Below are 21,700 nucleotides of genomic sequence, written 5' to 3'. Positions count from 1 at the left end.
AATCAGGTGGGCAACAGCGTGTGCGGGCCGGGCAGCACCAGGCGGAAGCAGGAGCCGCCGGCCGGCACTGGAATGTAGTCCAGCCGTGCCTGGTTGGCCCGGCACAGTTCGCGGGCGATATACAGGCCCAGGCCGGTGCCATGCTCGGAGGTGGTGAAGAACGGCCGGAACAGCTGCGCGGCCACGCTCTCTGGAATACCCGGACCACGGTCCATCACGTCGATCACCGCGCTGCGCTCGTGCTGCGCCACGCGCAGCCGCACGCGTGCAGGCTGCTGGCCGATGCGGCCGTACTTCAGCGCGTTGTGCACCAGCACGGTCAGCACCTGGTAGAGATGCTTCGCATCGACCTGGGCCATCACCGAACTGTCGTTGATGATCGGCTCGATGCTGTCGGTCTCCAGCGTCTGCCCCTGCTTGTACTCCAGCACGAAGCGGCGCACGAACGCGGCCAGGTCCACGTTCTCGGGGGTGGCGCGCTCGCGCCGGGCCAGGCCCAGCACGCTCTCGACGATGCCGTTGGTGCGCTGGCATTGCTGGCGGATGATCTGCAGCAGGCGGCGGTCGCTTTCGTTGAAGCCGGTGCCTTCCTCCAGCAACTGCACGGCGTAGTTGATCGCCGCCAGCGGGTTGCGGATCTCGTGCGCCAGGCTGGCCGAGAACCGCCCCATCGCCGACAGGGTGAGCGATTCGGCGCGGCGCGAGACCACGCTGGAGTCATCCAGGAACACCAGCGCCAGTTCGCTGCCGGCCAGCAGGCGGGCAAAGCGCGGTTGTACCTCGGGCTGGTCGGGGTTGAGCTGCAGCGGCAGCTCGTCCTGCGCCCAGCCGTTGCGCCAGCGCTGCAGGCGGCGGGCCAGTTCCGGCGCGGCGCTGGTCAGGTCCAGGCGCCCGCTTTCACCATTGCCATCGCTGTCGCCCAGCAGCATCGAGGCGGCTTCGTTGGCCAGGGTGATGCGACTGTCGGCATCCACCACCAGCACGCCGGTACGCATGCGGCGGATGATCAGTTCGTTGATCTGGAACAGGTTGGCTACTTCATCGCCGCGCTGGTTGGCCAGCTGCTGGTTGCGGCGCGCGCGGTTGCCCACCTGGAAGCTGATGAAGGCCAGCGCCAGGTAGCTGGTGGCGAACATCGCCAGTTCGGCCAGGGTGCGGGTGGGGTCGCCGCCTTCCAGTACTTTCCAGAGGTATTCGGTACCGGTGGCCACGCTGGCGGCGATCGCCAGGCCCAGGCCCCAGCTCAGTGGCAGCAGCGTGGCGGCAGCGGCGATGTTGAACAGCAGCGACATCGAGATGCCGGCACTGGCACCGGGCAGGGCATGCGACAGCAGGGTGGCGGCAACGATGTCCACCAGTACGCCGCTGACCACGATCGGGCGCAGCCAGCGTTCGTTGCGGCCGATGGCCAGGGCCAGCAGCGACAGCAGCAGGTAGATGGCCGCGACGGTATCGGCCAGTCGCGGGTGATGGGCTTCGCCGACCATGGCCGACAACGGGCTGTACAGCAGGCCGGCGATGACCGCGGCGATCAGCACCCGGTACAGCGCGAAGAAGTACAGCTCACGCCGCGGAATCGATTCGATGCGGTCGATCAATGAAGCACTGGGTGACACGCCGGAACTCCCCTTCTGGCTGCCTGGGTCTGGAATCTGCGGCGGGCCTGCCTGGCGTCCCCTGAAGCCGGCCGGCACGTCGCGTCGATGTGGCGTCGAGTCTGCTCGATACGACCAGTATAGGGCCCCCGACAGGACGCCGCCGGAGTCACCCGGATCGCGCATTTGGCCCGCTGTGGATACCGGTGGCCAGCGTCGGGCGGGGCGCAACTGCCTGAATGATGGTGGAAATCTGGCCGGGTCTGGCGTTTTGTACAGACTTCTTTGCGCCCCGGCGCTGGCTCGGCCACAATAGTGGGCCCGCCGCGGTCCATGCCGGCGCCCCGCCGGGGCCCTGAGGAATTGCGTGCGGTCGTTCCTATTCCCACGGTGACGCATGAATTTCCACGAATACCAGTCAAAACAACTGCTTGCCGAGTACGGCATCCCGGTCCCGGCCGGCAAGGTCGCTGCGACCCCGGACGAAGCGGTTGCCGCTGCCAACTCCCTGGGCCAGGGCCCCTGGATGGTCAAGGCGCAGATCCACGCTGGCGGCCGCGGCAAGGCTGGCGGCGTCAAGTTCTGCAAGACCACCGACGACGTGAAGGCCGCTGCGGCCAAGATGCTCGGCACCAAGATGGCCACCTACCAGACCGCTGGCGTTGAACTGCCGGTCAACCTGGTGCTGGTGACCACCGCTGGCGAGATCGTCAAGGAACTGTACCTGTCGGTGCTGGTTGACCGTGGCACCAAGACCATCACCTACATCGCTTCTTCGGAAGGCGGCGTGGAGATCGAGCAGGTCGCTGCTGAAACCCCGGAGCTGATCCACTCGCTGAACGTCGACTTCGTCGAAGGCGTGCAGGGTTACCACGGCCGTGATTTCGGCTTCAAGCTGGGCCTGACCGCCAAGCAGGCCGGCCAGTTCGCCAGCATCATGGTGAACCTGTACCGCCTGTTCAACGAAAAGGACCTGGCGCTGGTTGAAATCAACCCGCTGGCCATCCTGGACGACGGCAACCTGTACGCGCTGGACGGCAAGTTCGACAGCGACGACAACGCCGCGTTCCGCCAGAAGGCCCTGGTCGCCATGCGCGACAAGACCCAGGAAGATCCGACCGAAGTGATCGCTTCGGAGCTGGACATCAACTACGTCACCATGGACGGCAACATCGGCTGCATGGTCAACGGCGCAGGCCTGGCCATGGCCACCATGGACGTCATCAAGCTCAACGGCGGCGAGCCGGCGAACTTCCTGGACGTGGGCGGCGGTGCCAACAAGCAGCGCGTCATCGAAGCCTTCAAGCTGATCCTGTCCTCGGACAAGGTCGAAGGCATCTTCGTCAACATCTTCGGCGGCATCGTCCGCTGCGACATGATTGCCGAAGGCATCATCGCCGCCGTGAAGGAAGTGGGCGTCAAGGTTCCGGTCGTGGTGCGCCTGGAAGGCACCAACGTGGAAGAAGGCAAGCAGCTGCTGCGTGACAGCGGCATGGCCATCATCCCGGCTGACAACATCAACGATGGCGCCAAGAAGATCGTTGAAGCTGTCAAGAACGCTGCCTGATTCGACACCAAGGAATTCCCATGTCTGTTTTGATTAACAAGAACACCAAGGTGATCGTGCAGGGCTTCACCGGCCAGCAGGGCACCTTCCACGCCACTCAGATGATCGAGTACGGCACCCAGGTTGTTGGCGGCGTGACCCCGGGCAAGGGTGGCACCACCCACATCGACCTGCCGGTCTTCAACACCGTTGCCGACGCCGTGCAGAGCACCGGCGCCAACGCTTCGGTCATCTACGTGCCGCCGCCGTACGCGGCTGACGCGATCCTGGAAGCCGCTGCTGCCGGCATCAAGGTCATCGTCTGCATCACCGAAGGCATCCCGGTGCTGGACATGCTGCGCGTCAAGAACGTGCTGACCCGTTCGCATCCGGACACCGTGCTGATCGGGCCGAACTGCCCGGGCGTCATCACCCCGGGTGAGTGCAAGATCGGCATCATGCCGGGCCACATCCACAAGCCGGGCAAGATCGGCATCGTGTCGCGTTCGGGCACCCTGACCTATGAAGCGGTCAAGCAGACCACCGAAGTCGGCCTGGGCCAGTCCACCTGCATCGGCATCGGTGGTGACCCGATCAACGGCCTGAACTTCGTCGACTGCCTGAAGCTGTTCAACGAAGACCCGCAGACCGAAGGCATCATCATGGTCGGCGAAATCGGCGGTGACGCCGAAGAAGCCGGCGCCGAGTACATCAAGCAGTTCGTGAAGAAGCCGGTTGTCGGTTTCATCGCCGGTGCGTCGGCTCCGGCCGGCAAGCGCATGGGCCACGCCGGTGCGATCGCCTCGGGCGGCAAGGGCACTGCTGAAGGCAAGTTCGCTGCCATGGAAGCCGCTGGTGTTGTCACCGTCCGCTCGCCGGGCGACCTGGGTGCTGCCATCGCCAAGCTGGTGAAATAAGATCGACTGCCTCTGGCAGACGATTCTGTAGAGCCGGCCGCTGGCCGGCTGCTTGAAACAGAAGGGCCGCCTCCGGGCGGCCTTTCTGCGTCTGGCGTCGCGCGAACATCCGCCGGGCATGGCCCGGCGCTACCTGGCCGGATCTACACGGTAGCGCCGGGCCATGCCCGGCGAACGCGCAGCGCTACAATGAGCGCATTGCAACCACAGGCTGGATTCCCATGGCTTCGATCCGCATCGCGATGGCGCAGTTCGACTTCCCGGTCGGCGATGTCGCCGGCAACACCGAGCGCATCATCGAGATGATCGGCCAGGCGCGCGACGAGTACGGCGCCGAGCTGGTGATGTTCCCCGAGCTGGCGGTGAGTGGTTATCCGCCGGAGGACCTGCTGCTGCGCCCCGGCTTCCTGTACGAGTGCGAGCAGGCGATGACCCGCATCGCGACTGCCTGCCGTGGCATCACCGCCGTGGTCGGCTGGCCGCAGGCGGCTGGTGCGGTGGTCTACAACGCCGCCAGCGTGCTGCGCGATGGCTTGGTCGAGCAGACCTACCGCAAGCGCGAGCTGCCCAACTACGCGGTGTTCGACGAGCGTCGCTACTTCGATGTCGACCCGGACGGCGGCAGCTGCGTGTTCGAGGTCAACGGCATTCCGGTGGGCCTGCTGATCTGCGAGGACCTGTGGTTCGCCGAGCCGCTGGCCGACACCGTGCGCGAAGGTGCGCAGCTGGTGGTGGTGCCGAATGCTTCGCCCTACGAGCGCGGCAAGCACGCCCAGCGCGACGCCGTGCTGGCCGCGCGTACCCGCGAGAGCGGGGCGGCGATCGCCTATCTCAATGTGGTCGGTGGCCAGGATGCGCTGGTATTCGATGGTGCCTCGGTGGTGGCCGATGGCGACGGCACCGTGCACCCGGCCGCAGCGGCCTTCGTCGACCAGTGGCTGGTGGTGGAGTACGACGGTGAAACCCGCCGCTTCCTGCCGCACGTGTGGATGGACGATGGCGACGAGAGTATGGACGCGCTGGCGTGGCGCGCAGTGACCCGGGGCATCCAGGACTACTGCCGCAAGAACGGCTTCAAGAAGGTGTGGCTGGGCCTGTCCGGCGGCATCGACTCGGCGATCGTGCTGGCGATGGCCGTGGACGCGATGGGTGCCGAAAACGTCACCGCGGTGCGCCTGCCGTCGCGCTATACCGCTGGCCTGTCCAACGACCTGGCCGCCGAACAGTGCCAGGCGCTGGGCGTGAAGCTGGAAGCGGTGTCGATCGAGCCGGCATTCAAGGGCCTGATGGAATCGCTGGCGCCGATGTTCGAAGGCACCACCCCGGACGTGACCGAGGAAAACCTGCAGTCGCGCAGCCGTGGCGTGATCCTGATGGCGCTGGCCAACAAGTTCGGCGGACTGCTGCTGACCACCGGCAACAAGAGCGAGTATGCGGTGGGTTACGCCACGATCTACGGCGACATGTGCGGTGGCTACGCGCCGTTGAAGGACCTGTACAAGACCGAGGTGTTCGGCCTGTCGAAGTGGCGCAACACCGTGGGCGGTGCGCCGGTGATCCCGCCGGCCGTGATCAGCCGCCCGCCGTCGGCCGAGCTGCGCGAGAACCAGCTGGACCAGGATTCGCTGCCGGCCTATGACGTGCTGGACGGCATCCTGTACCGCTACATCGACCAGGAGCAGTCGCGCACGGAGATCGTTGCGGCCGGTTACGACGCGGCCGTGGTCGACCGCGTGCTGCGCCTGGTGCGCATCAGTGAGTGGAAGCGGCACCAGGCCGCACCGGGGCCGAAGGTCTCGCGGCGTGCGTTCGGCCGTGAGCGCCGTTACCCGATCAGCAACGGCTACAAGGGCTGAGGGCAGGTCGCCGGGCATGGCCCGGCGCTACCAGGTAGTGCCGGCCGCTGGCCGGCAACCCCGCACACCGCGTATCCACGCATGGCATGGATCTACCGGGCTTCGTCGAGCAGCTGTTCGAAGCCAGCGGTTTCGGTGGCTTCGTCGAACGGGCTGTCCCCCAACCGCGCACGCACGAACGCCAGCCCATCGGCTGCCGCCGCATCCAGCGTGCCGCGGTGGTCGACCGGATAGCGCCGGAATGCCACGGGCTCTCCACGCAGGGCCAGCCCCGCGGCATACAGCAGGGTGGTCAGGTACGGCACGTCGCGGTCCTCGCTGCCATGGCCCAGCATCAGCGGCTGGCTGAAACCGCGGCGCGGCACGCCCAGGTAGTCGTGCAGCAACGTCCAGATGCCCGCCACGTCGGTCAGCGGTGCGGTGAACATCGCGCCGGTATCGGCGCCTTCCAGCGTGGCGGCCAGTTCGCCCAGGCATTGCCTGCGCGCCAGCGCGACCCGTGTACGCCCCTCATCGCTGAGCACGCGGTCGATCCGCGGGGCGACCTGCAGCAGGCCATCCAGCAGATAGGCGTGATAGGCGTTGAGTGCGCCGGGATTGGCGGTGCGGTTGTCCGGCTTCATCACCAGCGCGGTCAGTTCGACGGCGGTGGGCGTGCCGGTGGTGAAGCTGCCTCGGTACCGCAGTGATGGTCCGCCGTAAGCATCTGCGATGTGGCCGGCAGCAAGTGCGGCGGCACCGCCCTGCGAATGACCAACCGACACCCAGCGCGGCGACAGCGTGGTGCGGCCGAGGTACTGATGGCTGGCCTTGACCAGATCGATGGCGTTGCGTGCGGCGGTGCGTACGTGCAGATAGGCGTGGTCACCGGGGCTGCCGAGGCCCTGGTAGTCGGCGGCGACCACGGCATAGCCCTGTGCCAGGAACAGGTCGAGGAAACGCCCGTCGCGTTTAGGCTGGTAGGGGCCGGACACGGAGGGGGCGCAGCGATCGGCGATGCCCTGGGTGCCGTGTGCCCACGACACCACCGGCCAGCCACCGACCGGAGCCGCGCCGGCCGGCAGGTACAGCAGGCCGGTGCCTTCGGCCAACTGGCCACGGTGGTCTGGGGTGCGGTAGTGCAGCTTGTAGGCCTGGGCGGCCTTGGACGGCACCCAGCTGGCGCGGTAGGGTGCCGCAGAGAGCAGGTCGCCGGGTGCGGCCGGGCTGGCGCCCAGCGGGCCAGCGGCCAGCGCCAGCACGGCACAGGCGATCAGGGCGGGCAGCGGCCGCAAATGGCGGGACGGTCGGGACATGGGGCGCTCCTTGCCGGCCGGGATGGCCGTTGCGCCGCAGTGTGGAGGGCCTTGCCCGCGCCGAATGGGACCGGCGTCGCATCCACCGGGGATTCGGAGAATTCCTAGGTGCCGGTCCCGGTGCGGGGAGGCGGGCTGGGAGAGTAGTCGAGCATGGCTCGACTCTACAAAAGGAAAGGGCCCCTTGCGGGGCCCTCTCTTACTTCTTTTCCAGTCGCGCGTTGCGCTGGCCGGTGCTGGCGGACTTCTCGCCGGCGAACGGGTTCAGCTTGCGGATCATCCACGGGTACTTCGGCCACTTGCCTTCCAGCCACGGGTGGTCCGGCTGGTTCAGCTGCAGGACGCGGCGGGCGTCGTCGGCCAGGGTCTTGTTGCCCAGGTGGGTGTAGGAATCAGCCAGGACGGCGACGGCGTCGTACTGGAAGGCGCTCTGCGGGTAGGTTTCCAGCAGGTAGTTGGCGCGGCCCGCGGCCGAGACCCAGGCGCCACGGCGCATGTAGTACAGGGCGTTGTCCAGCTCATGCTGGGCGAACACGTCACGCAGCTCCAGCATGCGCTGGCGCGCATCGGCGGCGTAGCGGCTGTTCGGGTAGCGGTCGACCACGATGTTGAAGTCCGAGTACGCCTGGTGCGGCGTGGACAGGTCGCGGCGGCTTGCATCCAGCGACCATACGTGGCGCAGGAAAACCGTACTGCGGTTGGAGTTGGCCAGGCCGCGCAGGTAGTACAGGTAGGCGATGTTGCGGTGGGTCGGATAGGTACGGATGAAGCGGTCGATGCTGGACACCGCGTCATCGTGCTTGCCGGCCTTGTACTGGGCATAGGCGGTTTCGATCATCGCCTGTTCGGTGTACGGGCCGTACGGATACTGGGCCACCAGGCGGCGGAAGCTGGACTCAGCACCGCTCCAGTTGCCACCCTGCATCAGCTTGTGGCTCTTCTCGTACAACTGTTCGACCGGCGTCCCTTCATCGGGGCGATCGCCCTTCTTGGCACCACGGTGGCAGCCGGTGGCAGCGATGACCAGCACCAGCAACAGGGCGGTGAGGCGGACGGGCGCAGAGAGCATGACGGAGCGTCGGATCATGAGGTCGAGGCGGGACGCGGCTGGAATACGAAGGGTCGATGATAGCCTAGTGTCCTGTCCAGCGACTGAAACCGGCCGCCGGGACCCCAAAATTTCAAAGAATGCCCCCTGCCATGTCTGAACAACCCTCTGAATCGGCCCGCCAGGCCATCGTCCCCGACACCTCTGCCGGCCGCCGTTTCGACGCGGTCGTGGCCGAATTGTTCCCCGAATACTCGCGTTCGCGCCTGACCGAGTGGATCAAGAACGGCGATGTCCTGCTGGACGGCGCCCAGGCCCGCCCGCGCGATCCGCTGCGCGGCGGCGAGGTGGTCACCCTCACCGTGGTGCTGGAAACCCAGACCGACGCCCAGCCGGAGGACATCCCGCTGGACGTGCTGTTCGAGGACGAGTACCTGCTGGTGATCAACAAGCCGGTCGGCCTGGTGGTGCACCCCGGCGCCGGCAACCACAGCGGTACCCTGGTCAACGCCCTGCTGTTCCGCGACCCGTCGGTGGCGGTGCTGCCGCGCGCCGGCATCGTGCATCGCCTGGACAAAGACACCAGCGGCGTGATGGTGGTGGCCAAGACCCTGGAGGCGCAGACCGCGCTGGTCGAGCAGCTGGCCGCACGCGACGTGCACCGCCAGTACCTGGCCATCGTGATGGGCGCACTGGTGGCCGGCGGCACTGCCGATGCGCCGATCGACCGCCACCCGCGCGACCGCCTGAAGATGGGCGTGCGCGAGGATGGCAAGGAAGCGGTGACCCATTACCGCCTGCGCGAGCGCTTCCGTGCACATACCGCACTGGAATGCCGTTTGGAAACCGGTCGTACCCACCAGATCCGCGTGCACATGGCGCACATCCGTCACCCGATCGTGGGCGATCCGCTGTATGGCGGCGCGCTGAAGCTGCCCAAGGGCGCCAGCGACGAGCTGGTAGCCGCGCTGCGCGGCTTCAAGCGCCAGGCGCTGCATGCCGAGACGCTGGAGTTCGTGCACCCGATCACCGGTGAGACGGTGCGCAACACCGCGCCGGTGCCGGCCGACATGCTGCACCTGCTGAAGGTGCTGCGCGAAGACAGTGACGCCTTCGCCGCACGCGAGCGGGACCGCTGGTGATGGCTGCCGCGCTGCCGTTGCTGCAGGCGGACTGGCCGGCGCCTGCGGGCGTCCACGCGCTGACCACGCGGCGGCATGGTGCCGGCATCTCGCCGGCGCCGTTCGCGCAGTTCAACCTGGGCAACCGCCACGCGGCCGATGGTGACACCCCGGCCAACGTCGAACACAACCGCCAGCTGCTGCAGCAGGGGCTGGCGCTGCCGTCGGCACCGCATTGGCTGCGCCAAGTGCACAGCAGCACCGTACTGCGCTTCAACGCGCCGCCAGTGGCCGGTGCCAGCGAACCGGTCGCCGACGCCGCGGTGACCTCGGTGCCGGGTGTGGTGCTGGCGATCCTGACCGCTGACTGCCTGCCGGTGGTGTTCGCCGCCGTCGATGGCAGCGAGGTGGGCGCTGCGCACGCCGGTTGGCGTGGGTTGGCCGACGGCATGCTGGAGGCCACCGTGGCCGCCATGCACACCCCGCCGACGCAGCTGCGCGCGTGGCTGGGCCCGGCGGCCGGACCGGCCGACTACGAGATCGGCGAGGAGGTCTATCACGCCTTCGTCGGTCACGATCCGGCTGCCGAGGCCGCCTTCGTGGCAACCCGAGCTGGGCACTGGAAGGTTGACCTGTTCGCCCTGGCCCGTCAGCGCCTGCAGGCGGCGGGGATGGACCCGGCGCAGATTCACGGCGGCACGGTGTCGACCATGGCCGATCCGGACCTGTATTCGCACCGGCGCGACCGTCGTACCGGACGCATGGCAACCCTGGCCTGGATCGCGCCCTGAGCGTGCCGCTGTTCGCGCGCGTGCTGGGGCCGGCCTTCGCCACCCTGGCCGCACCGGTGCAGGCACTGCATGCCGCGCCGCTGCCCTGCCGCTACGTGGGGCAGGCGCGAATCGAGCGCGGCCGGCACTGGCTGGTGCCGCTGCTGGCTGCGTTGGCGCGGCTGCCAAGGGATGGCGAGGCGTTGCCGACCGAGGTGGCGTTCAGCGCATACGGGCAGGGGGAACGCTGGGCACGACGCTTCGGCCGCTGGCCGATGGTATCGAGGCTGTGGGTGCACGAAGGGTATCTGCGCGAGCAGTTGGGTGCGGTGCGTTTTGAATTCGACCTGCAGGCCCGCGACGGTGGCATCGACTGGTCGGTGCGGCGGGTCTGGGCATTTGGCCTGCTGCCGCTGCCGACGCGCTGGTTTGGTGGCGTACGTTGCCGCGAGGCCTGGGATGACCAGCGCTACACTTTCCTGGTCGATGTGACCTTGCCCTGGGCAGGAGCCCTGATCCGCTATGAAGGCTGGCTCGAACCGCAGTGAAGCCGCCACCGAAGCGGGCGGCGCGGTGATCGTGTTCGATGGTGTCTGCGCACTGTGCAACCGCTGGGTGCGCTTCCTGCTGCGCTTTGATCGCAAGGAACGCTATCGCTTCGCGGCAATGCAGGGCGAGCGGGGCAGTGCGCTGCTGCGTTCGCACGGGTTGGACCCGCAGGACCCGATGTCGTTCCTGTTGCTGGACGAACAGGGCGCCTGGACCGATACCGATGCGATCCTGCGCGTGCTGTCAGGAATGGGCGGTGGCTGGCGCCTGACCGGTGCATTGCGCGTGCTGCCGCGCAGTTGGCGCGACGCGGCGTACCGCGCGCTGGCCCGCAACCGCTATCGCTGGTTCGGGCGGCATGACGCCTGCTATCTGCCGGCACCGGAGCAGGCCGCGCGGTTCCTGGATTGAAGAAAAAAGGGGACGGAGGGGATTAAGTCGTTTGTGCACAAACGACTTAATCCCCTCCGTCCCCTTTTTCCCTCAGCCTTCCAGCGCGTCCAGGTAGCTGCGGCGCCAATGATTGATGTCGTAGGTGCGCAGGTGCTCCATCATTGCGTGCCAGCGCTCCTTGCGCCGGTGCAGTGACATCGTTGCTGCGGTGGCGATGGCATCGGCGACGCCGTCCAGGTCATGCGGGTTCACCAGCAACGCCTGCTTGAGTTCGTCGGCGGCACCGGCCAGCAGCGACAGCACCAGTACGCCGGGATCTTCCGGATCCTGCGAGGCCACGTACTCCTTGGCCACCAGGTTCATGCCATCGCGCAGCGGGGTGACCAGGCCCACCGCCGCAGCGCGGTAGAAGCCGGTCAACGTGGCATGGGTGAAGTTCTGGTTGACGTAGCGCAGCGGGGTCCAGTCGGGTGCGGCGTGGCCGCCATTGATGTGCCCGGCGATCTGTTCCAGCTGGCTGCGCAGCTGGCGGTACTCGGTGACATCGCCGCGCGAGACCGGGGCGATCTGCAGGTAGGTCAGCGAGCCGTGCTGGTCCGGATGCCGTTCCAGGTAGCGCTCGAAGCCGAGGAAGCGCTCGGGCAGGCCCTTGGAATAGTCCAGGCGGTCCACGCCGATCGCCAGCTGGCGGTCGCGCAGGCTGCCGCGCAGGTTCTTCACCGCTGCCTTGGTGGCGGCGGTGCCAGCCTGGCGGGCGATCAGTTCGGTATCGATGCCGATCGGGAAGGCGGCCGCGCGGAAGCGGCGTCCCCCCGGTGCTTCCAGTTCGCCGTTCTCGAGTACCTTGCCGCCACCGAACAGGCGCAGGTAGGTCTGGAAACGGTCGGCGTCACGCTGGGTCTGGAAGCCGACCAGATCGTAGGCATACAGCGCCGAGAACAACCGCAGATGGTCCGGCATCGCCTGCAGCAGGTCGGCCGAGGGCATCGGGATGTGCAGGAAGAAACCGATGCGGCAGCCGATGCCCCGTTCGCGCAGCATCGCGCCCAGCGGAATCAGGTGGTAGTCGTGGATCCAGACGATGTCGTCCTCGCGCAGCAGCGGTGCGAGCTTGTCGGCGAACAGCGCGTTGACCTTGTGGTAGGTCTCGCGGGTGCCGCGATCGTAATCGACCAGGTCCAGGCGGAAATGCAGCAGCGGCCACAGCGTGCGGTTGGCGAAGCCGTTGTAGTAGCCATCGACCTCGCGCTTGCTCAGGTCCAGGGTGACGAACTCGATGTCGCCGTCCTTCTGCCGGTGCAGCGTGCCACTGCCATCACGCACGCTCTTGCCACTCCAGCCGAACCACATGCCGCCGCGTTCCTTCAACGCGGCCAGCAGGCCCACCGCCAGGCCGCCGGCGCGGTTCTCGCCCGGCACGGCCACGCGGTTTGAAACCACCACAAGACGACTCACGATGCCTCCTGCCACGACCGCGACAGGCGCATCGCGGCGGTGATCAGGCCGACGTGCGAATAGGTCTGCGGGAAATTGCCCCAGGCCTCGCCGCTGTCGAAGGCCAGGTCCTCCGACAGCAGGCCCAGATGATTGCGCTGCTTCAACAGCAGCTCGAACATCTCGCGCGCTTCTTCCATGCGGCCAATCGCGGCCAGCGCGTCGATGTACCAGAACGTGCAGATGGTGAAGCTGGTTTCCGGTTCACCGAAGTCATCCGGGGCGACATAGCGGTACAGCGAGTTGCCATGCTTGAGGTCACGGCCGATGGCCTCGACGGTGGCGACGAAGCGGGCGTCCATCGCGTCGATGAAGCCGATGTCGGCCAGCAACAGCAACGACGCATCCAGGCGGTGACCACCGAAAGTATCGGTGAAGTGGCCCCGTTCTTCGCTCCAGGCCTCAGCCATGATGCGGGCGTGGATGGTGTCGGCGCGCTCGCGCCAGTAGCGTGCGCGGTCATCGCGCTTCAGGCGCACGGCGATCTTGCACAGGCGGTCGCAGGCGGCCCAGCACATCGCGCTGGTGTAGGTATGTACTTCGGTGCGGCCGCGGAACTCCCACAGGCCGGCATCCGGTACGTCATGCAGGGCGAAGGCCTGCTCGCCGAGTGGTTCCAGCCGCGCGAAGGTGTGCGCGTCGCCGGGATCCTGCAGGCGACGATCGAAGAACAGCTGGGTGGAGGCCAGTACCACGCTGCCATAGACATCGTGCTGGCGCTGCACCCAGGCCAGGTTGCCGCGGCGCACCGGCCCCATGCCGCGGTAACCGGACAGGCTGGGCACTTCGTCCTCGTCCAGCTTGGCTTCGAAGCCGATGCCATACAGCGGCTGCAGGGTGCCGTCGTTGCTGGCCAGGTTGAAGATGTAGCCGAGGAACTGTTCCATCGTGCGCGTCGCGCCGAGGCGGTTCAGCGCACGCACCACGAACGCGGCATCGCGCAGCCAGCAGTAACGGTAGTCCCAGTTGCGCACGCTGCCGGGCGCTTCGGGAATGGAGGTGGTCATCGCCGCGATGATCGCGCCGCTGTCCTCGTACTGGCACAGCTTGAGGGTGATCGCACTGCGGATCACCGCGTCCTGCCATTCCAGCGGAATGGACAGGTAGCGCACCCATTCGCGCCAGTAGTCGCGGGTGCGCTGGAAGGCGTCCTGCACGTAGCCGCTGATCGAGCGGTCGAGCGATTCGTCCACGCCCAGGATCAGGTGGACCGGATGGTTGAGCACGAAGGGCAGGCCGTCGCGCACCAGGCGCACCGGCACGTCGGTGGTCAGCCGCAGTACGTGTTCGGGCAGGATCCAGCGCACGTGGTTGCTGCCCCAGGTGGACTCGGGTACGCGTGCGCCCCAGTCGGCCAGCGGCCGCGCGCGTACGGTGATGCGCGGGCTGCCCGCCAGTGGACGCACCTGGCGGATCAGGCTCACCGGGCGGTAGAAGCGATCGTTCTGGCGCCAGCGCGGAGCGAAGTCGAGAATTTCCAGCGAGCCGCCGTGGCTGTCGTGCAGCACGGTGCGCAGGATCGCGGTGTTGGTCAGGTATTCCTGCTCGCTGCTGCTGAAATCCTCCAGCTCGATGGCGAAGTCGCCGCCGGTCTGCTGGTTGGGGCCGAGCAGGGCACAGAAGGTGGGGTCGCCGTCGAAGGTGGGCAGGCAGCTCCAGACAACGCGGGCATGTTTGTCGACCAGGGCGCCGAAGCTGCCGTTGCCGACCACGCCCAGATCAAGATCGGGTTGGGTCATCACGTGCTACATCTCGGTTGCGGCCGTGGGGGTTGGCCGGGTCAATAGGCATTCTCACGCAGCCAGGCGTGCACGCTGCGTATGTCGGGCAGTGCGAACACCGCCGCGCTGGGTTCGCGTTCACCCACCAGCACACTCCAGCCATGCTGGCCATTGGCGGCGTCAAAGCCGAACTCATCGGTGAGGTCGTCCCCCATGAACACGGGCAGCCGGCCACGGAACGGCAGGTACTGCATCATCCGTCGCACCGCGCGCCCCTTGTCGGAGCCGACCGGCACGAACTCGACCACATGGTCGCCGGGTTGCAGGCGATGGCTGCTGCGACCGCGCAGGTGGCGGTTGGCAAAGGCGCGCACATCGGCCGCTGCGTTCGGTGCGCCGCGCCAGTGCAGGGCCAGGCCGACGCCCTTGTCCTCCACCAGCACGCCGGGGTGCCCATGTGCGAAACGCATTGCCTGCTGGTGCAGCGCATGCAGCCAGTCGGCGGTGTCGTCATCATGCGTGTCGCGCAGCACGCGACCATCCTCGCCACGCAGTTCGTGGCCATGCAGGCCGGCGGCGGGAAGCTGCAGCGGAGCGAACAACTGGTCCAGTTGCTCGAGCGGGCGGCCACTGACCAGTGCCACGGCACCTTCCAGGCGGTCGCTGATGCGGCCGATGGCTTCGCGCACATCGGGCAGCAGCTGCACGGCATCCGGGCGTGCAGCGAATTCGATCAGGGTGCCATCAACATCGAGGAACAACGCGCAGGCATCGTCCAGCAATGGAGGTGGCGGACGCAGGGGGAGCGGTTCAGCCATGACGCCCAGCTTGCCAGCGCGGGCGTGTACGTGGGGTCGAGGGCAGGCTACGGATCTGGTAGTGCCGGCCGCTGGCCGGCAACGTCATGGTCCATGGATGCACCCTGCGGTTGCCGGCCAGCGGCCGGCACTACCGTGTCGTGCGGACCAACGGTCCGCACCCGCCCAGAGCGATCACCTCCGGTGGGTGCCGACCGTTGGTCGGCACGAAGGGCAGCCTGCATGGAACGCAGACAGTGCGGACCAACGGTCCGCACCCACCCAGAGCGATCACTCCGGTGGGTGCCGACCGTTGGTCGGCACGAAGGGCAGCCTGCATGGAACGCAGACAGTGCGGACCAACGGTCCGCACCCACCCAGAGCGATCACCTCCGGTGGGTGCCGACCGTTGGTCGGCACGAAGGGCAGCCTGCATGGAACGCAGACAGTGCGGACCAACGGTCCGCACCCGCCCAGAGCGTTCACCTCCGGTGGGTGCCGACCGTTGGTCGGCACGAAGGGCAGCCTGCATGGAACGCAGACAGTGCGGACCAACGGTCCGCACCCACCGGGAGTCATTGGTCCAATGCAATCAGAACGTATAGCGGACGCGGCCGTAGTAATACGCGCCGTTGCTGCCGATCGGCGACAGCACGTCGTACGGCAGGTTGCCGAAGTAGTGGATATCGCTGTTGGATCGATCCGGGTAGTTGTCGGTCAGGTTCTGGCCACCGATGGCCACGCTCCACTGCGGGGTGATGCGGTACTCGACTTCGGCATCCAGCTGCCATTCGGCCTGGTAGGTCTGGCGCGGGATGTAGCCGTCACCGAAGTTGAACACGCGGGTGGCGCTGCCATAGCGGTTCACGCGGGTGCTCAGCGACCAGTGGTCGTTGCTCCAGGCGGCCGAGAAGCTGCCACGGGTGCGCGGCGTGGCATCGGTGAGGGTATTGGTCTCTTCGATACCGAACAGCACGTAGTCCGGATTCAGTGCACGCAGTTGTGCCGGCGTGGCCAGCACGTTCTTCAGTGTGGTCTTGGTGTACGCGTAGGTGCCGGTCAGCAGCAGCTGGCCATCGCCCAGCGATTGCCGCCAGTTGCTCACCAGCTCGGCACCGCGGGTGCGGGTATCGGCGGCGTTGACGAAGAAACTGGCGCTCTGAAGGCCGGTGACCCCGTAGTTGGCCGCCACGTAGTCGGTCAGTGCAGCGCCGGTGATGCTTTCCGACAGCGCGATGCGGTCGTCGATGTCAATCTGGAAGAAGTCCAGCGACAGGTCGAAGTGCTCACCGATGCGGCTGGTGAAGCCCAGCGAGGTGTTGATCGACTTTTCCGGCTTCAGATTCTGCGCACCCAGGCCACGTGCGATCGGATTGTTGACCGACAACAGGCGGCCCTGCACAAGCTGGCCGCCGGCGTTGTAGCCGGTGGAGGTGGATTCGTAGCCGATCTGCGCCAGTGACGGCGCACGGAAGTTGTTGGAGATGGCGCCACGCAGCGCGAACGCCGGGGTGAATTTATAGCGCAGGCCGAGCTTGCCGGTCAGTTCACCGCCGAAATCGTCGTTGTGCTCGTAGCGCGCGGCCAGATCGGTGGAGAACTTCTCGCCGAACTGGCTGGACAGGCTGGCGTAGGCGCTGGCGACATCGCGCGACAGGCGGGCCGCATCCTGCGGGGTCAGGCCGCCACCGGCCTGCGAGCCGGTCGGGCGATCGGTGTAGGGGCCTGCGGCGTAGCTGGCCGGGTCACCCGGGCGGGTCTGGTAGCGCTCATGGCGCGCTTCCACGCCCAGGCCCAGGGTGTGGCTGATGCTGTCGCTCTGGGTGAACACGCGGCTCAGATCGAGGTTGCCCACAGTCTGTGCGTACTTGTAGTCAGCGGTCTTGAAGCGGGTCGGGCTGGTTGGGCCCAGCGACGCGTTGAGCGAATCACGCAGGCGGTAGGTGAAGTCGTTCTGGCCGTAATCCAGGCTGCCGTCGTAGCTCCACTCACCCCACTGGCCGCGCACGCCGGCCACGGCCTGCACGTCTCGGTTCTCGCCTTCGGAGATCGGCCGGTAACCGTTCGGATAGACCTGCTTCCAGTTGGCATCGCCATCGGGATAGCGGAAGTAGTTCGCGCCTTCGGTATCACGCTGGTTGAAGGTGCCGAACGCGTAAAACGTCGAGGTCTGGCCCACCGGAATTTCGGTGTTCAGCCACAGGTTGATGTCCTTGCTCTTGCCATCGCCCAGCACATAGTTGCGCTTGCCCTGCAGCGCCAGGTTGTCCGGCGTCTGGTCCCACGGCGGAATCTGGTCGAAGCCGGCGCGGTTGGTGCCGTTGCGGTGCTTGTACTCCAGGCCGACACGCAGGAAGCCGCCGTCCTCGCCCAGCGAGGTGCCGACCTTGGCGCTGATGTTGCCGGTCTGGCCGTCGGTGAGGGTGCGGCCGATCGGCTTGAGGTCAGTGTGGTGGGCACCGTAGCTGGCCTCGATCTCGCCGCCGTCACCGCCGTTGTCGAGGATCACGTTGATCACGCCGGCCACCGCATCGGAGCCGTACAGCGCACCGGCGCCGTCGCGCAGCACTTCGATGCGCTTGATCGCGCTGACCGGGATCGAATTGAAGTCGACCGGCGTGGTGCCCTTGCCGATCTTGCTGTCGGTGTTGACCAGCGCGGTGTGGTGGCGGCGCTTGCCATTGACCAGCACCAGCACCTGGTCCGGCGACAGGCCACGCAGCTGTGCGGCGCGCACGTGGTCGGCGCCGCCGGAGTTGGACTGGCGCGGGAAGTTGAACGACGGCAGCAGGGCCTGCAGCGCACTGCCCAGCTCACCGTTGACCACGCCCGCCTTGCGGATGTCCTCGGCGGTGAGCACATCCACCGGCGAGGTGGATTCGAGCACGGTGCGGTCGGCGGCACGGGTGCCGGTGACGATCACGGTGTCGAGGTTGGTAGCGTCCTGGGCCAGAGCCGGGACGGCGGTGGAGGAAAGCGCGAGGGCGATGGCGAGGCCGAGCGGCGACGCGGGCAGGCGGATGGACATGGGGGCTCCAGCAACAACGACGACGGGGAAGGGGTAGATAGTTTCACTTACATCCATCCGGATGAAGCGATATATTATCTTCGCGTGATGGCCGGTGCCGATGCAAGTCCCTGCCGTCCCGGCATGAGCTGATGCCCTGCTGGCATCAGCACGCCGGGCCAGTGGCGCTGTACGCTGCCGGCTCGCCTCTGTCCCCCTTCCCCGGAGCTGTACCGATGAAACACCTTGGCCTCGTCTTCGCCGTGCTGCTGGCCACCAGCGGCTGTGCCAGCCTGTCCTCGCAGGCGCCCAGCGCCTATGCCACGGCCACCACCGCCGAACTGAAGGGCGATGCCGCCCGCCCCTCCGCCGGCCACGGCTGGGTGCGCAGCGAGCTGTACTTCGGCGTGGGTGAAGAGCAGGGTGCCGGCAACCGCCCGCAGGCCGACACCATCAGCGAGGCGCAGTGGCGCGCTTTCCTGGACAAAGAAGTGACCCCGCGTTTCCCGGATGGCCTGACCGTGTTCGATGCCTATGGCCAGTGGCTGTTCCGCGGCGATGCCTCGCCCAATCGCCTGCGCACCAAGGTGCTGGTGGTGCTGCACGAGGACACCCCGCAGCGCCGTGCTGACATTGAAGCGATCCGCCTGGCGTGGAAGCAGCAGACCAAGCATCAGTCGGTGCTGTGGTCGCGGCAGCCGGTCGAGGTATCGTTCTGACCTGAAGGGGCCATCGTGGCGCCACAGGGATAGACGATGAAACACAGGGACTACGTGTTGGGCCTGCTGCTGGCAGGCCTATGGCTGCCGACGGCGGAGGCGAATGAGGACGGCGGCGAGACGCTACGGTTCCAGGTCGCCGCTCACGTGCAGGCGCACGCCGATCCCCAGCAGGACGGCAGCATCGCCGTGCAGATGTCACCGTCAGGCAAGCGCCAGACGCTTGAGGGCGCGGCCGATGCCGACGGCAATTCGAGATGGTCTCTTGAAGATGTCGATTTCGATGGCTACCCGGAATTGGTCGCGCGCGCCTCGGTGGGCATGGTCAACGAAGCGGTGACGGTGTACCGCTTCGATCCGTCCAGTGCCGGGTTCCGCGCGCTGCAGGCCGACACCCACGGCAAGGACAGCTGCGGTGACCTGATGGGGCTGACTGTCGATCGTCTGAGCCGCACCCTGACCAGCAGCTGCCGCAGCGGCCCGATGTGGTACGCCGACCAGTACCGGTTTGCAGGTGCGAAGCTTTATCTCTACCGCAGCGAGAGCGTGCTGATGCTGGGCGACACGCTGAACGCCGCGCTGCAATGGGAACAGACCGACGAGCAGGGCCCGTTGGCAGTCTGGCGCACCTATGATCCCACTGGTCGTGTGCTGGAGAGCGCCATCGCCGATGGCCTGGGTGCACCCGCCGACGGACCGCTGCGTGGCCAGCAGGCCTCTGTGCTGGCGGCGCGCCTGTTCCTGTTCGACCGGCCCGGTGCATCCAGCACCAAGCGTTATCTGGTGCAAGGCGACCGTGTGGAGATGCTGGATGAACAGGATGGCTGGATGAAGCTGCGCTACCGCAACCCGAAGCAAGGCGCGGTGGAAGGTTGGATCAACGTCAACGATTAAGAAAAGGGGACGGAGGGAATTAAGTCGTTAACGGCACAAACGACTTAATTCCCTCCGTCCCCTTTTTTTGCGGAAGCATCACTTCATCAGGTCTAGCCTCGAACGTTCCCCCGTTCGAGGATGTATCCGATGAGCAAGCGCGTGGCCGAAATCGTGGTGGACGCCCTGCAGCAGGCTGGTGTCCGCCGTTGCTACGGCATCGTGGGCGATACGCTCAACCATGTGACCGATGCGATGCATGGCAGCGAGATCGCTTGGGTGCACGTACGCCATGAGGAAGTGGCGGCCTTTGCCGCCGGTGCCGATTCGCTGGTAAGTGGCGAACTGACCGCCTGCGCCGGTTCCTGCGGGCCCGGTGGCCTGCACTTCATCAACGGTATCTTCGAAAGCAACCGCAACCGGGCGCCGATGGTGCTGATCGCCAGCCAGATCGTCACCAGCGAGCTGGGCATGGAGTTCCCGCAGGAAGTGGATTTCAAGGCGGTGTATGGCAGCTGCACGGTGTTCTGCGAGCAGGTGCACAGTGCCGAACAGGCGCGACGCGTGGTGGCGCTGGCCTGCCAGGCCGCGATCAGCCGTCGCGGCGTCGCCGTAGTGATCCTGCCGGCTGACATCAGCGAGACCGAGGTGAAGCACGATGTGCCGTTCTCGGTGCACTACACCCAGCCGGTGCTGCGTCCGTCCGACACCGAGCTGCAGCACATTGCCGAGCTGCTGGGGCAGGGCAAGCGCATCGGCATCTATGCCGGTGCCGGTTGCCAGGGCGCGCATGTGCAGTTGTTGGAACTTGCGCGCAGGTTGCAGGCGCCTGTGGCGCACACCTCGCGCGCCAAGGATTTCGTCGAGCCGGACAACCCGTACAACATGGGCATGACCGGCATCTTCGGCATCGAATCCGGCTTCCACACGCTGATGGAGTGCGACACGCTGCTGCTGCTCGGCGCCGACTTCGCCTGGGGCCAGTTCTACCCGGACAAGGCCACGATCATCCAGGTCGACCGCGATGGCAGCCACCTCGGTCGCCGCCATCCGGTGAACCTTGGCGTGGTCGGTGATATCGCGCCGACGCTGGACGCCTTGCTGCCGATGCTGCCGCCGCGCGAGGACAGCAGTTTCCTGGACGAGTGCATCGAGCGCCGTGACAAGGCACTGAAGAAGCGCGAGAAGGAAGAGCAGCCCGGTGAGGGCGAGCTGATCCATCCGCAGCACCTGACCGCGCTGCTGTCGAAGTACGCCACCGATGATGCACTGTTCACCGCCGACGGAGGCTCGCCGATGGTGTGGGTGTTGCGCCACATCCGCGTCAACGGCCGCCGCCGCACGCTGACCAGCCTGCTGCACGGCACGATGGCCAATGCGATGCCACAGGCACTGGGCCTGCAGAAGGCGTTCCCGGGGCGGCAAGTGATCTCGTTGTCCGGCGACGGTGGCCTGGCGATGCTGCTGGGCGATCTGCTGACCGCTGTGCAGGAGAATCTGCCGATCAAGGTGGTGGTGTTCAACAACAGCTCGCTGAATTTCGTCGAGCTGGAGCAGAAGGTGGAAGGCCTGCTGGATAACTACACCGACCTGAAGAACCCGGACTTCGGCCGCCTGGCCGAGGTGATCGGCTTCCACGGCCGCACCGTGACCCGCAGCGAGGATCTGGAGGAAGCGGTGCAGGACTTCCTGGCCCAACGCGGCCCGGCGCTGCTGGATGTGCACACCAGCCGCGCCGAGCTGGTGATGCCGCCGCAGATCGAGGCCAAGCAGGTGGCCGGTACGGCGCTGTATGCCGCCAAGGCGGTGTTGAACGGCCGCTTCGACGACGTGAAGCATCTGCTGGTGGACAACTTCCTGAAGAAGTAGGGGGTTGGTCGATGCAGGGCTGCGCCCTGCACCCGCAGAGGCCAGAGCAATATCCAATTCAAAAACGGGTTTCCGTGGAGTGGCCGGGTCCGGTTGCGGGGGACGCCGTAAACCCGTCCTTGGGGGCTTG

General features: G+C 66.7%; 17 protein-coding genes. 10 read left to right on the top strand and 7 right to left on the bottom strand.

What is annotated here, in order from left to right:
* Positions 1-2: 2 nt before the first annotated feature.
* Positions 3-1,616 carry a sensor histidine kinase gene (locus tag SMAL_RS16090; protein WP_032972469.1) on the bottom strand — a complete coding sequence of 538 codons (1,614 nt, stop codon included), beginning with the start codon at positions 1,614-1,616 and terminating at the stop codon, positions 3-5.
* A gap of 376 nt (positions 1,617-1,992) precedes the next feature.
* Between SMAL_RS16090 and sucC the strand changes: the two genes are divergently transcribed.
* From sucC to SMAL_RS16075, 3 genes are all read left to right on the top strand, one after another.
* Complete coding sequence (gene sucC, locus SMAL_RS16085) at positions 1,993-3,162, top strand: ADP-forming succinate--CoA ligase subunit beta (protein WP_004154430.1); 1,170 nt, start codon at positions 1,993-1,995, stop codon at positions 3,160-3,162.
* Positions 3,163-3,182: 20 nt separating this feature from the next.
* Entirely contained in the window at positions 3,183-4,058 is an 876-nt protein-coding gene (gene sucD, locus SMAL_RS16080; protein WP_012511927.1) for a succinate--CoA ligase subunit alpha, read from the top strand.
* Between the two features lie 221 nt (positions 4,059-4,279).
* Positions 4,280-5,914: an NAD+ synthase gene (locus SMAL_RS16075; RefSeq protein ID WP_012511926.1), complete on the top strand. Its 1,635-nt coding sequence runs from the start codon at positions 4,280-4,282 to the stop codon at positions 5,912-5,914.
* A gap of 92 nt (positions 5,915-6,006) precedes the next feature.
* Here the strand turns inward: SMAL_RS16075 and SMAL_RS16070 are convergent, their stop codons facing one another.
* Both SMAL_RS16070 and SMAL_RS16065 read right to left on the bottom strand, forming a co-directional pair.
* Positions 6,007-7,209: a lipase family protein gene (locus SMAL_RS16070; protein ID WP_012511925.1), complete on the bottom strand. Its 1,203-nt coding sequence runs from the start codon at positions 7,207-7,209 to the stop codon at positions 6,007-6,009.
* 199 nt (positions 7,210-7,408) lie between these two features.
* Positions 7,409-8,296, bottom strand: a complete 888-nt coding sequence (locus SMAL_RS16065) for an outer membrane protein assembly factor BamD (protein WP_041864578.1) — start codon at positions 8,294-8,296, stop codon at positions 7,409-7,411.
* Positions 8,297-8,409: 113 nt separating this feature from the next.
* On the opposite strand from SMAL_RS16065, the gene rluD reads away from it, so the two are divergent.
* From rluD to SMAL_RS16045, 4 genes are read left to right on the top strand one after another with little or no spacing between them, the layout of a single operon-like run.
* On the top strand, positions 8,410-9,399 hold the full coding sequence (gene rluD / locus SMAL_RS16060; protein ID WP_012511923.1) for a 23S rRNA pseudouridine(1911/1915/1917) synthase RluD: 990 nt from the start codon (positions 8,410-8,412) through the stop codon (positions 9,397-9,399).
* Positions 9,399-10,169, top strand: a complete 771-nt coding sequence (gene pgeF, locus SMAL_RS16055) for a peptidoglycan editing factor PgeF (protein WP_012511922.1) — start codon at positions 9,399-9,401, stop codon at positions 10,167-10,169. Before rluD ends, pgeF begins: the two co-directional genes overlap by 1 nt.
* Before the next feature lie 2 nt (positions 10,170-10,171).
* Positions 10,172-10,696 carry a DUF4166 domain-containing protein gene (locus tag SMAL_RS16050; RefSeq protein WP_012511921.1) on the top strand — a complete coding sequence of 175 codons (525 nt, stop codon included), beginning with the start codon at positions 10,172-10,174 and terminating at the stop codon, positions 10,694-10,696.
* On the top strand, positions 10,671-11,108 hold the full coding sequence (locus tag SMAL_RS16045) for a thiol-disulfide oxidoreductase DCC family protein (RefSeq protein ID WP_006386906.1): 438 nt from the start codon (positions 10,671-10,673) through the stop codon (positions 11,106-11,108). Before SMAL_RS16050 ends, SMAL_RS16045 begins: the two co-directional genes overlap by 26 nt.
* 72 nt (positions 11,109-11,180) lie before the next feature.
* Here the strand turns inward: SMAL_RS16045 and otsA are convergent, their stop codons facing one another.
* The 4 genes from otsA to SMAL_RS16025 all read right to left on the bottom strand — a co-directional run bounded on the left by otsA (position 11,181) and on the right by SMAL_RS16025 (position 18,130).
* Positions 11,181-12,545 (bottom strand): alpha,alpha-trehalose-phosphate synthase (UDP-forming), encoded by a 1,365-nt coding sequence (gene otsA / locus SMAL_RS16040; RefSeq protein WP_006386904.1) that lies wholly within the window; start codon positions 12,543-12,545, stop codon positions 11,181-11,183.
* Positions 12,542-14,323, bottom strand: coding sequence for a glycoside hydrolase family 15 protein (locus SMAL_RS16035; protein ID WP_006386902.1), 1,782 nt, complete (start codon positions 14,321-14,323; stop codon positions 12,542-12,544). Before SMAL_RS16035 ends, otsA begins: the two co-directional genes overlap by 4 nt.
* Positions 14,324-14,364: 41 nt before the next feature.
* Positions 14,365-15,123 (bottom strand): trehalose-phosphatase, encoded by a 759-nt coding sequence (gene otsB, locus SMAL_RS16030; RefSeq protein WP_006386900.1) that lies wholly within the window; start codon positions 15,121-15,123, stop codon positions 14,365-14,367.
* Positions 15,124-15,694: 571 nt separating this feature from the next.
* On the bottom strand, positions 15,695-18,130 hold the full coding sequence (locus SMAL_RS16025; RefSeq protein ID WP_012511920.1) for a TonB-dependent receptor plug domain-containing protein: 2,436 nt from the start codon (positions 18,128-18,130) through the stop codon (positions 15,695-15,697).
* Positions 18,131-18,345: 215 nt separating this feature from the next.
* Here SMAL_RS16025 and SMAL_RS16020 point away from each other — a divergent pair, with 215 nt between their 5' ends.
* From SMAL_RS16020 to SMAL_RS16010, 3 genes are all read left to right on the top strand, one after another.
* Positions 18,346-18,828, top strand: a complete 483-nt coding sequence (locus SMAL_RS16020) for a DUF3574 domain-containing protein (protein ID WP_012511919.1) — start codon at positions 18,346-18,348, stop codon at positions 18,826-18,828.
* Between the two features lie 36 nt (positions 18,829-18,864).
* A complete protein-coding gene (locus tag SMAL_RS16015) occupies positions 18,865-19,722 on the top strand; it encodes an XAC2610-related protein (protein WP_012511918.1) in 858 nt (285 codons plus the stop codon).
* A 129-nt stretch (positions 19,723-19,851) separates the two neighbouring features.
* On the top strand, positions 19,852-21,570 hold the full coding sequence (locus SMAL_RS16010) for a thiamine pyrophosphate-dependent enzyme (protein ID WP_012511917.1): 1,719 nt from the start codon (positions 19,852-19,854) through the stop codon (positions 21,568-21,570).
* The last annotated feature ends 130 nt before the right edge of the window (positions 21,571-21,700 follow it).

This window comes from Stenotrophomonas maltophilia R551-3, assembly GCF_000020665.1.
GTDB lineage: Bacteria > Pseudomonadota > Gammaproteobacteria > Xanthomonadales > Xanthomonadaceae > Stenotrophomonas > Stenotrophomonas maltophilia_L.
Note: the sequence above shows the minus strand (reverse complement) of the source record. Positions and strands in the feature narration are given on the sequence as shown.